General features: G+C 71.0%; 8 protein-coding genes and 3 pseudogenes. 4 read left to right on the forward strand and 7 right to left on the reverse strand.

What is annotated here, in order from left to right:
• Window positions 1–25 precede the first annotated feature (25 nt).
• The 5 genes and pseudogenes from ACIBAE_RS19595 to ACIBAE_RS19615 all read right to left on the reverse strand — a co-directional run bounded on the left by ACIBAE_RS19595 (window position 26) and on the right by ACIBAE_RS19615 (window position 9,043).
• Complete coding sequence (locus tag ACIBAE_RS19595; RefSeq protein WP_399286813.1) at window positions 26–2,470, reverse strand: galactose oxidase-like domain-containing protein; 2,445 nt, start codon at window positions 2,468–2,470, stop codon at window positions 26–28.
• Complete coding sequence (locus ACIBAE_RS19600; protein ID WP_399286816.1) at window positions 2,467–3,705, reverse strand: glycosyltransferase; 1,239 nt, start codon at window positions 3,703–3,705, stop codon at window positions 2,467–2,469. Before ACIBAE_RS19600 ends, ACIBAE_RS19595 begins: the two co-directional genes overlap by 4 nt.
• Window positions 3,702–5,264 carry an ArnT family glycosyltransferase gene (locus tag ACIBAE_RS19605; protein WP_399286987.1) on the reverse strand — a complete coding sequence of 521 codons (1,563 nt, stop codon included), beginning with the start codon at window positions 5,262–5,264 and terminating at the stop codon, window positions 3,702–3,704. The genes ACIBAE_RS19600 and ACIBAE_RS19605 overlap by 4 nt, the downstream gene beginning before the upstream one ends.
• 239 nt (window positions 5,265–5,503) lie before the next feature.
• The gene (locus ACIBAE_RS19610) at window positions 5,504–6,760 is read right to left on the reverse strand and encodes a glycosyltransferase (protein WP_399286819.1); all 1,257 of its coding nucleotides are present in this window, start codon (window positions 6,758–6,760) and stop codon (window positions 5,504–5,506) included.
• Between the two features lie 200 nt (window positions 6,761–6,960).
• Window positions 6,961–9,043, reverse strand: a pseudogene (locus ACIBAE_RS19615) (thioredoxin domain-containing protein).
• Window positions 9,044–9,382: 339 nt separating this feature from the next.
• Between ACIBAE_RS19615 and ACIBAE_RS19620 the strand changes: the two are divergent.
• Entirely contained in the window at window positions 9,383–9,655 is a 273-nt protein-coding gene (locus tag ACIBAE_RS19620; protein ID WP_399286822.1) for a hypothetical protein, read from the forward strand.
• Window positions 9,652–10,059 (forward strand): PIN domain-containing protein, encoded by a 408-nt coding sequence (locus ACIBAE_RS19625; RefSeq protein ID WP_399286824.1) that lies wholly within the window; start codon window positions 9,652–9,654, stop codon window positions 10,057–10,059. Before ACIBAE_RS19620 ends, ACIBAE_RS19625 begins: the two co-directional genes overlap by 4 nt.
• A 33-nt stretch (window positions 10,060–10,092) precedes the next feature.
• Here the strand turns inward: ACIBAE_RS19625 and ACIBAE_RS19630 are convergent.
• A pseudogene (locus ACIBAE_RS19630) lies at window positions 10,093–10,170 on the reverse strand (DUF255 domain-containing protein); the annotation flags it as partial.
• On the opposite strand from ACIBAE_RS19630, the pseudogene ACIBAE_RS19635 reads away from it, so the two are divergent.
• Together ACIBAE_RS19635 and ACIBAE_RS19640 are read left to right on the forward strand one after the other, a co-directional pair.
• Window positions 10,167–10,289, forward strand: a pseudogene (locus ACIBAE_RS19635) (Uma2 family endonuclease); the annotation flags it as partial. The pseudogenes ACIBAE_RS19630 and ACIBAE_RS19635 sit on opposite strands and share 4 nt — an antisense overlap.
• Before the next feature lie 284 nt (window positions 10,290–10,573).
• On the forward strand, window positions 10,574–11,077 hold the full coding sequence (locus ACIBAE_RS19640; RefSeq protein WP_399286827.1) for a hypothetical protein: 504 nt from the start codon (window positions 10,574–10,576) through the stop codon (window positions 11,075–11,077).
• A gap of 62 nt (window positions 11,078–11,139) precedes the next feature.
• Here the strand turns inward: ACIBAE_RS19640 and ACIBAE_RS19645 are convergent, their stop codons facing one another.
• Window positions 11,140–12,813, reverse strand: coding sequence for a phosphodiester glycosidase family protein (locus ACIBAE_RS19645; protein WP_399286830.1), 1,674 nt, complete (start codon window positions 12,811–12,813; stop codon window positions 11,140–11,142).
• Between the last annotated feature and the right edge of the window lie 367 nt (window positions 12,814–13,180).

Genomic DNA, 13,180 nt, shown 5'->3' on the forward strand with positions numbered 1-13,180 from the left:
GGACGTTGACGTGAGGCGGGCGAGCTCAGCCCTTCCCGCCTCCCAGGTCACCCTTTCCGCAGGCCGTGCCGTCCCCGTCCGGGTCGAGGCGCAGCGGGTCGTCCTTGCCGTTGATCTTCAGGCGGCCGTAGTCGTTGGCCGTGAGCCAGGCGCAGCGCGCCTTCGTCGTGGTCTGGACCGTGTCCGGGAAGACCGTGGGGACGCAGACGTTGACCGAGCCGTAGTGCCGGTCGCAGCCGGCGATCTGCGGGCTCACCGGCTGCGAAGTCCGCTTCGCCTGCGGCTTCTTGGCGGCTTTGGTCAGGGCTCCCGCGAAGTCATGGACGTGCGCCGACCCCCCGGCCTGCTCCGCCAGCGCCGCCGGGCCGCCCAGGTGGACCCACTTGGCCACCGACGGGATCCCGTTGGCGTCGACCGCGAAGAGCATGTACCAGCCGGGCGGCGCGAGATTCGGGTTGCTCGTCACGTTGAGGTCGACGGTGTTCCCGTCGACCGACAGCGGCAGATCCACGAACCGCTGGTTGGGGTCGGAGGAGTGGGTCACCGCGGCCGGCCGGATCAGCTCGGCCTTCGCGATGGGCCGGTCGACGGTGATGCGCTGGGTGTCGCCGTACAGCCACTGGCTGTCGATGAGCGACGTGATCTCCGGCCGGGGGCCCTTGAGCAGATACGGCGGGGTGTAGAGCGAGACCTTGTGGTTCCAGGTGCCGCTGCCCGGGTTGTCGCCGGTCGTCATGACCCGGCCGTCCGGGAGCAGGAAGGCCGACGAGTGGTAGCCGCGCGCCTCGGGGTCCACCGAGACGGGGTCGAAGGTCTCCGTCACCGGGTCGAACAGTGAGGTCTCGTAGACGGGGTTGGCGCGGTTGTGCAGTCCGCCGCCCGTCTCCAGCACCTTGCCGTCCGGCAGCAGCACCGCCGAGCCGTACATCTTGCCCTGCGCCCCGGTCTCCGGCTGCGGGCCGTTGCCGAGGTCGACCGTGCCCTGGGGCAGGAGCGGGCCCGGGGTGTAGCGCGGGTCGGGGTCCTTGAGGTCGATGAGGTCGGTGAGCCGGTTGCCGTCCGGGTTGGAGTCGACGTTGCCGCCGCCGATGGTCAGCACCCGCTGGTCCTGCGCGGGCGGCAGCAGCACGCTCGCCGACTGGTCACGCTCGTCCTTGTTCTGCAGGCCGGGCACGTCGGTGATCGTATTGGCGTCGTAGTCGTAGACGGACGCGCCGGTGCCGGGGGTGTTGTTCCCGAAGACGTGGCTGCCGGAGTAGAAGAGCCGGCCGTCCTGCATGAGGATCATCGACGGGTAGAGCCCCCAGTACGCCCAGGTCTGGTTGACCTCCCCCATCGGCAGCCACTTCTCCTGCGCCGCCGACCACCGGTCAGCGGTGACCGATCCGGTGGAGTCCTCGCGCAGGCCGCCGAAGGACATCACATCGCCGTTGCCCATGACGGTGGCCGACGGGTACCAGTGGCCGTCGTTCATGTCGTTGGTCCTGCTGTACGTCTCCGTCACCGGATCGAAGATGTACGACTGCTTGTAGCCCTGGTAGCCCATCGTGCCATCGGCGGACGGGTAGCCCTTGTTGCCGCTCATCACCAGCACGCGGCCGTCGGCGAGCTGGACGTGTCCGGAGCAGAACATGTCGTCGGGGGTGGGGATCGTCCGGTACGAGCCGTTCTCGGGGTCGTAGACGGCGGAGGTGAGCGTGCCGGCCTCGAACATCTCCGGGTCGTTGCCGGATCCGGCGATCAGCAGCACCTTGCCGTTGTTGAGCACCACGGAGTGCATCGAGCGCACCGGGTTCAGCGTCGGCAGGACCTCCCATTCGCCGTTGGCGCACTCTTCGGGGGTGCCGGTGCAGTCCGGTTCGACGGGCGGCGGGGCGACTTCTTCCATGGCGTAGTCGTCGGTGGTCACCCTGCCCGTGCCGTAGACCGACACGCCCCAGGTGATCCGGTCGGTGCCGGGCGGGACGACGGGGGTACGGACCTCGGCCCGCCGGTAATCGGGGCTCAGGTCCAGGGTCTTGAGGTCGGTCCAGTACTGCCAGCCGTCGGTCGAGTCGTGCCGGAAGAGCGTGATCGCGGCGTCCGGGGTCGTCGAGCGGTACCAGAGGGACAGGTCGTACTGCCGCTCCGGCGTCACGTCGGGCGCGCACTCGGCGGACTCGGTGATCAGCGCCTTGCGGTCGCCCTCGACACGGCGGACGACCTCGACCTGGAGCGCTTTCGCGCCGGAGTGGGCATCGGCGACGGTGGTGAAGCTGAAGTCGTTGTCGCCCCAGCCGGACTGCTCCCAGCAGTACGGCATCCCGTCAACGCCCGGCGTCTCGAAGCCGGGGTTCTGGATGAGGTTCGCCCCGGCGGACGCGGGCTGCTGGACACCGAGCAGCAGGGCGCCGGTCAGCGCGGCGACGGCGAGCAGCGCGGTACGGCGGCTGGAGCCCCGGCGCTTCGACGCGGTACGGAACGGCCTCATCGGGTGACTCCCTCCGGCTGCCCGGCCGGCGCCCGGTCCCCGGTGGCCCGGTCCCCGGCGAGGAGGGCGGGCCGCCCCCGTTTCGGCAGGTAGACCAGCGCTTCCGTGCCGGCGAAGCGCAGCACGAACGTCGCCAGCAGCGCCATCGCCGTGGCCGTCAGCACTCCCATCCCGAGCTGGGAGACGAAGAGCGCGATCAGCGGGATCCGCAGCAGCAGATCGGCGTTGGCGAGCAGCGCGAAGCGGCCCACCCGGTCCGCCCAGTGCCGGTGCGCGCGCCTGCCGCGGAAGAGCAGGACCTCGATCAGGAGGAAGTTCCACGCCACGCCGAACTGGTTGGCCAGCACCTCGGCGGGCACGTAGTGCACCCCGGCCGCCGTCAGCCCGGACAGCGCCACCAGGTTCGGTACGAAGCCGGTGAGCCCGATCAGTCCGAAGGCGATCATCCGGGCGAGCGGCGCGACCGTGCGCAGTTCCACCAGGTGGCGCAGGAAGCGCAGGCCTTCCTTCGCCGACGACTTGGACTCGCCCGCGAACCGGTCGCGGAAGACGAACGGCACCTCGGTGGGGTGCCCGGGGCGGCAGCGTACGGCCAGCTCCAGCAGGATCTTGTAGCCGAGCGGGCGCAGCCCATCGGCGGTGACGGCGGAGCGCCGGATCGCGAAGAATCCGCTCATCGGGTCGCTGATCCCGCGCAGCCGGCGCGGGAAGATCCCCTTGGTGAGCCAGGTGGCGGCGCGTGACACCGCGATCCGGTAGCCGCCGGCCAGTCCGGCCCGGCTGCCGCCCTCGGTGTAGCGGCTCGCGACGACGAGGTCCGCGCCGTCCCGTTCGCCCGCCGCGACCAGGTCGGGGACGAGCGCGGGCGGATGCTGGAGGTCGGCGTCCATGACGACGATCCACTCGGATCCGGCGGCCTTGAGGCCTTCGACGACGGCCCCGCCGAGACCGCCCTCCGGGCTCTCGCGGTGGATCACCCCGACCGGGAAGGGGCAGTCCTGCGCGGCGGCCCGGATCACCGCGGGGGTGTCGTCCGTCGAGTCGTCGACGAAGAGCACCTCGCAGGGCAGCCTGGCCGGTACGGCGGCGGTGAGCTGCCGGAGCAGCTCCCGCACATTTCCCGACTCGTTGAAGGTCGGGATGATGACGGTGACGGCCCCGGGCTCGGCCACCGTGGCGGCTTCCAGCTCCGGCTCGCCGAGTTCTCCGGCGCCCAGCGGGGGAAGAATGGTCATCGCTCGCCTCCCACGATCTGCCGGATCTCGATCCGGTCCTCGCCGTCACCGAAGACCGCGACGGGGGTCGAATGGTCGAGCGCGTCCCGCACGTTGGGCAGGGTCCGCGCGTCGCGCCGTACGGTCGGGGAAGCGACCACGTAGTCCAGGTCGCGCCAGCCGCCCGGCATCGTCTTCGTGACGGCCGGGTCGAGGTCGGCCTTGTAGAACCAGATCGCGCCGAGTCCCGGCTCGTACCCGCTGTGCACCAGGTCGAGCCAGAGCGCGTCGTCGACGAGCACCCGGGCCTTCGCCGGGTCGGGGACCTTCTCCGCCATCCAGGAAGCCGCCGCCCGGTAGGGGGCGTTGGCGTCGGCGGTCAGCGCGGTGTGGTTGCCGTCGTACCAGCGCGGCGCCACGTAGACGGCGGCGGTGGCCGCCAGCGCCACCAGCACGGTCCAGCGGACGCCGGTCAGTACCCGGCCCTGCCGCTCGGCACGTCCCTTGCGCAGCACGGCGTGGGTGACGCTCGCCGCGCCGCCCGCCAGCACCAGCGCCAGGAACGGCAGCCCCTGGATGACGTACATCGCGGGCAGATATCCGGACGGGCGCAGGGCGACGGCGGTGAGGATGACCACGGCCAGCGCGGGTCCCGCCAGCGCCCGCGCGGTGACCGACCAGCGGAAGGTCACCATCAGCAGGACGGCGCCGGCGATGCCGCCGAGCGGCAGCACCCGGTCGTAGTACAGCCACGACCGCAGGACGCCGTTCGAACCGCTGCCGGGGTCGAGGACGAAGCCGGAGCCCGGGCGGCTCATCTGGTACGTGATGCCGTCCCAGAGCGAGACATGCCCGGCGCCCGGCAGCAACTCCCCCTTGAGCAGGGCGAACAGCGGATAGAACAGGCCGATGACCACACAGGCGGTGATCGCGCCGGTGAGCGCGAACTTCCGGGTGTCGCGGTGGGTGAAGCGCCACATCGTCACCAGCAGCGCGGGCAGGACGACCAGCATGGTCTCCTTGGTGAGCACCGCGGCGGCCGCCGCGAGCCCGGCCGCGAAGTGGTGCCAGAGGTCGCGCCGGGGCGAGGCCGCGCAGCAGAACGCGAGCAGCATCCACATCACGGCGATGTTGTCGAGGAATATCTCCCGCTGGAGGACCACCGACAGCGGGGAGAGCCCGAAGAGGACCATCGCCAGTCCGGCCGCCCAGCGCGGCAGCCACAGCCGCCGGGCCAGTACGTAGAGGAGCACCGAGCTCGCCGCGCTGACCAGCAGCATCGCGGACCGCATGGTGGGGACGGTCATCCAGTCGGGCGAGAACAGCGACGGCAGCCAGGTCAGGAAGGCGATCTGGAGCCAGCCGAGCGGCGGATGGTCGTACCAGTACGTGTAGTGGGCGAGGCCCTTGCCGTTCTGGACCGCCCAGGCCTGGGCGAGGTAGGTGCCCTCGTCGTCGCTGAGCGTCGGGTAGTGCTGGATGTTCCAGCCCTGGACCAGCAGGATCGCCACGAGGAGTACGGCGCACAGCAGCAGGTCCGGGCGTGAGCTGCGGAAGCGCACCACCGGACGGACGATCAGGTGCCGGCCGCTGGGGAGCTTCGGGTCCGGGCCGGGGGCTCTCCCGCCCGGAGGACCACCGGCGTCCGTCGCGGGCTCGGGCCGCGTGGTGCCGGGCTGCGCGGTTCCCGGCTGAGCGGTTCCCGGCTGAGCGGTTCCGGGCTGAGCCGGGATGGGCTGCGTGGTTCCCGGCTGCGTGGTTCCCGGCTGAGCCGGGATGGCCGTCTGCTGCCCCGTCGTCACCACGGGGAGTATGGAGGTCACGCGTGGACGTCCTCTCGGATGAGATGCGCGCCGACATGACTGGTCAGCTCCCAGTCGCCGTGTCCCCGCTGCTCGCGCCAGACGGCCCGGATCGCCGCTCCGGCGAGCAGCAGCTGGTAGAAGGGGCCGCCGACGATGAGTTTGAGGTAGTGCGTGAGACGGACGCGGAGTCCGTACTGCCGGCCGAAGTCATGGAGCCCGACGAGTTCGAAGACGAAGGTGACCATGGCGGTGACCAGCGGCAGGAACGTCACGAAGGCGATCGTCACCGGCACGTCGAGGAAGAGGGCGATGCCCACGTTGAGCGGGATGATCAGGCCGGTGAACGCCTGGAGGAACGGCGTCATCAGGGTGTAGCGGGCGAGCATCCGCTGCCCGCGCGTGGGCAGTTGCTTCCAGTCCTTCTTGCGGTAGACCTGGAGGAAGCCCTGGTTCCACCGGGTGCGCTGCTTGAACAGCGCTATCAGGGAGCCGGGCGTCTCCTCGCGGGTCACCATGTCGGAGTCGTACGCGACGACGACCTTCTTGCCGACGCTGGAGAGCCGTACGCCCAGGTCGCAGTCCTCGGCCAGGCAGTTCTGGTCCCAGCCGCCGGCCTCGCGCAGCACGTCGGTCCGGACGAAGACGGTGTTGCCGCCGAGCGGGATGAAGCCCTTCTGGGCGTGCAGGTGGAGCCGGCTGCGGAACCAGAAGAAGTACTCCAGGCAGTTGCGCAGGCTGTACCAGCTGGAGTGGAAGTTGATCAGCTGCACGCCGCCCTGGACGACGTCCGCGCCGGTGGTTCTGAAGGCGTGGTCGACGTGGGTGAGCAGCTCGGGATGGACCTGGTCCTCGGCGTCGAAGACTCCGACGACCTCGCCGGTGCAGTACGGCAGGGCCGTGTTCAGCGCCTTGGGTTTGTTCTTGGCCTGATGGGTGTCGACGACCACCCGGACCCGGCCGGGGTCGCGGGCCGCGGCCCGCTCGGCGACCGCCGCCGTCTCCGGGTCGTCGTGCCCGACGATGACGATGATCTCGAAGTGGGTATGGCTGGATTCCAACAGCCGTTCGATGGTGTGCTCCAGCACCGCCTGTTCATGGCGGGCGGGCAGGAGCAGGGAGAACGAACCCGCCCGGCCACCGTCAGGACGGTCGAATCTGGTCGCGGCCAGCGTCTCGGGTGTACGCCAGGCGTGCATCTGCCACCAGAGCGTGAACGCGGCCATCCAGAACAGCGCCAGTGAAACGGCGGCGATGAATACGGATGTGAACACAGGCCCCCCTCGGACAGGGTGGACCCCAGCAGACCCCCCTGCCACCGGCGCACCCGTGATCCCCCTCGCACACAGGCCCCCATGCACACCTGTTGTGCCTACTGTGAAGACAATAAGGGGGAGCTGTGACGGCCGGGGGGCTGTTTGGGTGAATGCTGCGTTTCGGGCCGATTCACATAGCGTCGAAAACCGGCCAAGTCCTATTCGAGTACGGCCAGTTCACGCTTCAGTACGCTCACATCCGTGGTCGGGGCAGCACACACGAACCGGCGGCAGACATAGGCGGTGGCCCGTCCGTCGACCAGCGGCCGGTCCGCCAGCAGCGGAAACTCGTCGCTGCCGGCCGCACCGGCCGCGACCACCGCGCCGGGAGCCGTGGCCAGCAGGGCCGTACGGTGCAGCGCGGCGGCGCCCGTCCCGCCCCTGGCCCCCGAAGTCGCCCGTCCTCCCGATGTCCCCGGGCTGCCCACGACGGCGATCTCGCGCGGGCCGTCCAGCAGCGCCTCGGCGACCGCGAGACCCCAGCCGATGAAGCGCGGCGCGCGCGGCCCCAGCGCCTTCACCACGCCCAACGCCCCTTCGGCCGCAGCCCGGTGGGCCTCGGAGCCGGTGTGCGCGGCGTACGAGAGCAACGCCCCCGCGGCCGCCGTCCAGCCGGACGGAGCGGCGTTGTCCGTCGGGTCCTGCGGCCGGCGGATCAGCCGCTCGGCGTCATCGGCGGTGTCGTACAGCGCGCCGCTCCCGGCCACGAACTGGTCGAGCACAATGTCCAGCAAGAACCCGGCGAATTCCAGCCACGCCCCTTCGCCGGAGACCCCGGCGAGCGCCAGGAACCCCTCCGCGACGTCCCCGTAGTCCTCCAGCACCCCCGCGTTGGCGCCCGTCCTGCCGTCCTTCGAGGTACGGGCCAGCCGCGCCGCGTCGTCCAGGTGCACCCGTACGAGCAGGTCGGCGGCCTCCGTGGCCCGCTCGACCAGGTCCGGGCGGTCGAAGTACGCGCCGGTCTCCGCCAGTGCGGCGATCGCCAGGCCGTTCCAGCCGGCCACGATCTTGTCGTCCCGGCCGGGCCTGGGCCGCGCGTCACGGGCCGCGAGGAGCCGTTCCCGTACCGAGGCGATCCGCTTCCCGTCCACCTCTCCGCCGCCCTGGGGGAGCTGGAGGACTGAGGCGCCTTCCTCGAAGGTGCCCTCCTCGGTCACCCCGAAGTGCGCGGCGGCGAACTCCGCGTCGGAGGCCCCCAGCACCTCGCGGAGCTGGGCCGGTGTCCAGACGTAGAACGCGCCCTCGACATGCTTTCCGCTGCCGTCGTCGCTGTCCGCGTCCAGCGCGGAGGCGAAACCTCCCTCGGGCGTGCGCAGTTCACGCACCATGAAGTCGGCGGTCTCCACCGCCACCCGCCGGGCGAGTTCGGATCCGGTGGCACGCCACAGGTGCGCGTACATACGGCACAGAAGCGCGTTGTCGTACAGCATCTTCTCGAAATGGGGCACCGCCCAGTCGCGGTCCACCGAGTAGCGGGCGAACCCGCCGCCGAGCTGGTCGTACATCCCCCCGCGCGCCATCGCCTCACCGGTGCCGGCCGCCATCCGCAGCGCGTCCCCGTCGCCGGTACGGGCGTGATGGCGCAGCAGGAACTCCACCACCATCGACGGCGGGAACTTGGGCGCCCCGCCGAACCCGCCCCGCTGCTCGTCGTACTCCCGGGCCAGCCCCGCCAGCGCCTGCGCCAGCTCCTCCTCGCCCGGCACCCCGTCCCCGCCGTGCGCGAGCGACCGCCCGGCCAGCTCCCGCACGATCCGCCCGGCCACCTCCGCGACCTCCTCGCGCCGCTCGGTCCAGGCGGAGCTGACACCCTCCAGGACCTGCGGGAAGGAAGCCATGCCGTGCCGGGGCGCGGGCGGGAAGTACGTCCCGAAGTAGAAGGGCTCCCCCTCGGCCGTCAGGAACACGGTCATGGGCCAGCCGCCCTGCCCGGTCGCGGCCTGCACGGCCTCCATGTAGACGGCGTCGACATCCGGCCGCTCCTCGCGGTCGACCTTGATGTTGACGAAGTGGCGATTCATGTACTTGGCGGTGGTGAGGTCCTCGAAGCTCTCATCGGCCATGACATGACACCAGTGATCAGCGGGCTAAGTGGCACGACGAATATCCCACCGAGAGAAGGATGGGTACGTCGCGCCGCTTGGCCTCTTGCATCGCCTCCTCTCCCCATGGCCACCAATCCACCGGATTGGAGGCGTGCTGGAGGAGATAGGGCGACTGGGAATCTGCCAGTCGGTTCATACCTGCATCGTCGCACGCTCTGGGTCGGCCGGCCCGGAGCGGCTGACCGCGACACCAGATGCGTCGGCAGAGGGGCAAGGGGCTCCTTCTCGATCTAGGCTCACCGGGGCGCCCAGCGCCCCAAGCGCTCCCGCACCTCCCGATGCCCACCGGCCGCATGCACGCTCCAGGGCAGAGCGTCCGACTCGCTCGCTCATGCTTGGCAGCCGCCTGGGAGCGATTCACTATCGTCCGCGGCCATCGCTCTCTCGCCTCCAAGCCTGGAGACGGCCGTCGACCAGCTCACGGGGAAGCGGCGAAGCCCTCTCCGCTTAATAGAGCTTGTCCTACACTCTGAGCATGAAGCCGCCCCGAGCCGGGACCACCGAGAACATCTCCGTGTCCATGCCCGCCGAGCTGGTCAGCGAGCTTCGCTCTCGAACCGGCCGCAGGGGACTGTCCAGCTACGTCACCGAGGCTGTCAGGCATCAGCTCGCCATGGACGGGCTCGCCGAGATCGTGACGGCCCACGAGGAAGTGCACGGCGCGCTCACTGAGCAGGAGATCGAAGCCGCCCGTCGTGAGCTGTTCGGAGAAGAGAACGCCCGCGATGTGGCACGAGGCGCTGCGTGAAGGAGCAGTCGGCCCGCTCGCTGGTGCTCGACTTCGAGGCGCTCTCCCTGCTGCTGCGCGACGACCGTACGATGTCGGCTCGCATCGAGGCATCCCGGCAGGCTGGAGTCCCTGTCCTCGTGTCTGCGCTGACCATTGTCGAAGCTGTGCACGGGAAGACCGATCTCGCGCGCTTGAAGTGGGTGCTCTCGCGGCTACGGGTAGAACCGGTCAGCCAGGAGGATTCCTCGACCGCAGTAGCGCTGCTTCAGGACGCCGGCGGGCTGCACGGGCACAAGTACGCGATCGACGCCCTCGTTGCAGCGCTCGCGCTCCGCGTCCCGGCCCCCGTAATCGTGCTGACCTCCGACCGCGACGACTGGTCGAAGCTCTGCGGGAGCCGCGTGATCATCAGAGAGGTATGAACACCGCCGACTCATCGGTTTGCGAGTTCACTGACACCAGTGGCACGCCGAGTATCCGACCGACAGCAGGACGGGTACGTCGCGCCGCCGCGCCTCCTCGAAAGCCTCCGGTCATCTACACCTACGTTCTCGACCCCGCCACCAAGGCCTACCGGGACGGCGAGATGTTCACCGGCGTGATCAGGGCTACCGCGCCCTTCTCCGTCACCGTGGACCTGGGAGCCACCTGACGACCGACCTGCGCTTGGGCAGCATCATCAACAGCCGGCACAGACCGGCGGAGATCGGTCGCGCACACACGGCAAGCGAGGCCGACGACGCCTCGCCGCGGAACTCGACGTGCGGCACACGAACACGTCGGCGTCGGGAATCGGCGAAATCCCCACGAACGCGGTGGGTTGGCGCTACCGGGAGACCGCTTCCTGACCGTGCGCGGCGACTTCCGGCGGCCGGACCGGAAAGCCGGCCGCTCCACCCGCACAGCAGAGCACAGCACAGCACAGAAGGAACCGACATGCGCTACACCCCTTTTCCCGGCTCGCGGGTCAGGAGATCGATCGCCGTCGCGGCGATATCCCTGACCGCGCTGGTCGGCTGCGCCACGTCCGGGCCCCCACGGGACAACCATCCGACCGGCGGTGCGGCGGCCACCTCACGCGGCACATCGAGCGCGGCCGCCCCGTCGGGCGAGCCCGTTGCTGTGCCGACCACCGTGCCGGTGCCGCCGAAGGAATCGGCGCGGCAGAAGGATCTGCTCGTCGTCAAGGACCGGACGGGATCGGCGGTCGCGGGACGGGCGGCGGTTCACCGTGGCACCGTCCGGATCGATGTGAACTGCGTGCAGTCCGGTCAGGACGACCTCGCGATCTCCTTCGGGCCGCTGGGGGAGATGACGGTCCCGTGCGACGCGGCGACCCCGGTCAGGAACGAGATGCGCTTCGACGGCGACCACGAGCTGACCCTTACCGTCACCGCCGCGTCCGACGCGCTGTGGAGCATGCGGGTCCACGAGGAGTAGGACGGGCCCGCGCCGAGGTGGACCGGATCCACGCGGATCCGGTCCACCCCCGGCGGGCCGGGTCACCCCCGGCGGGCCGGGAGGATCTGGAGCGTGTCGCCCACCGCGCGCTCGCCCGTGGCGTCCGAGGTGATGTTGACGAGCTTGCCGCCCACCACCATCGCGCTGGAGCCGCCACCGTCGAGGTTGAGGGCCTGCTTCGCCCCCAGGGAGCGCATGAAGCGGGCGCCCTCGACCAGGGTGAAGCCCTCGCTGACGCCCGGCTGCCGGCCGTCGACGGTGACCAGGATCAGCCGTCCCCGGTTGTCGATGCCGGCCATGGTGCGGGGCTGGCGCACGTTGGACCAGGCGTAGCCGAAGGACAGGTCCTGCGGGTCGAGCGTGCCCTCGGCCTTGGCGTCGACGTGGACGCGGCCGTCCTTCACCAGCGTCGGCGCGGCGCTGACGATGCTGTCGTGGGCGCCGAGCCTGACCTGCCGGCCGGCGCTGTCGCGGATGACTTCCCGCACGGCGATCCGCTCGCCCTTGCGGCTGTGGCCCGCGAGCCAGTCGGCCGCGGCACCGGTGCCCTGGAGCACCGAGCCGCCGGCCGGGACCGTACCGCCCCGGGGACCGGCGGAGACCACGCGGTCCCCGGAGTCCAGCACCACCTGGGTGCCGGCCCCTTCGGGCAGCCCGGCGCGGAACTTCGGGGTGAACTTCACCAGGTCGTGGGGCACGGCGCAGGTGAGGTCGTGGCGGGGCAGTTCGGTGGGGGTGGCGCCGGGGCGGCCGCAGTTGCGCACCTTGCCGGGCAGCCGGTTGATGCCCTGCACCGCGTACGTGGACGATCCCGCCCGCGCGGTGACCGTGGTGGACAGGTCGGCGATACGGGGGTGCTTTCCGCCGTCCGCGAGGATCAGCGCGGCGCGCGTACCGACGGCCATCGACTCCAGCTTGCCGTCGTAGGCGGCGATCCCGGCGACCGTGCCCTGCACCCCGTCCGCGTCGGAGGTGATGAAGAAGCCGCCGTTCACGGCGACCAGGGACCCTGTTCCGGCCGCGACCGACGAGGTCGTCTCGCGGTCCGCGACGTCGGCGCCGTGGGTGCTCTCGACCGTTCCCCGGAACGCCGCCGGGTCGATGACCGCCACATGGACGCTCTGCCGGTCGGCGGCCTGCTGACCGTCGTAGCCGGTCCACTCCACCACCGGGCGCAGCCCGGCCGCCGTGACCGCCTGGCTGGTGCCCTGCGCGTCGGCCTGTGCGGCGTACGAACCCACCCGGACCCGCCATCCCATGGTGCCCTGCGGCGTGTCCGCGTACTTCTCCCAGCGGACCTGCTCCACACGCGGCAGGAGCCCGGCCGCGCGCAGCTGCCGCGCGGTGTCGTCGGCCCATCTCCGGTCGCCCAGCGGGGCCCAGGTCGCGGCGCCGGTCAGCCGGTTGACGGCGGGTGCCTGGACGGTGATCGTCCAGAAGGGCGTGGCGCTCGCGTTCCGGATGACACCGGTACGCACCTGCACGCCGGGGGCCACACGGTCCGTCGTCCACCGCACCTGCTCGGCAGCGGAACCGACGGCAGGAGCGGCGGCAGCGGCGGTGGTCGTGGCCGGTGCGGCGGCCTGCGCCACGCCGGCGACCGTCCAGGGGTTGACGACCGCGAGCGCGACGGCGGTGCCCAGCGCCACCCGCATCCGGATGCCGCGGCGAGTCCGGCCGGCTTCGCGGCGCTGTGTGCCGCCTTCGTTGTGCATGGTGTCCCCCACTGGGTCGGCGATGTGCGGACCTCAGTCCAGCCGCGCCCCGGAGCCGGGACGGTAACTGCGGGGAACGGCGCGTGGAAGGCGCGGTGAAGGGGATGTCCGGGAGACGGCGGGCGGCGGACGCCCCAGCGCTCACGCGCCCCGGGCATGACGATGTCCCCGCATCCGAAATCTCGGAGGGGGATACCTGCGGGAAGACCGGCGGCCGGCCTCATCTCGTACGGTCCGGTGGATCCGCCGCGCACCGGGCGACGAGGGCGGGGCTCTCACACCGCGCCCGCACCGGACGGAGGGGGCGGGACTCTCCCACCATGCCCCAGGGCCCCATGAAGCCCTGGGGGGCGTCATGGGGCCCTGT

Source organism: Streptomyces sp. NPDC051569, from assembly GCF_044454085.1.
GTDB lineage: Bacteria > Actinomycetota > Actinomycetes > Streptomycetales > Streptomycetaceae > Streptomyces.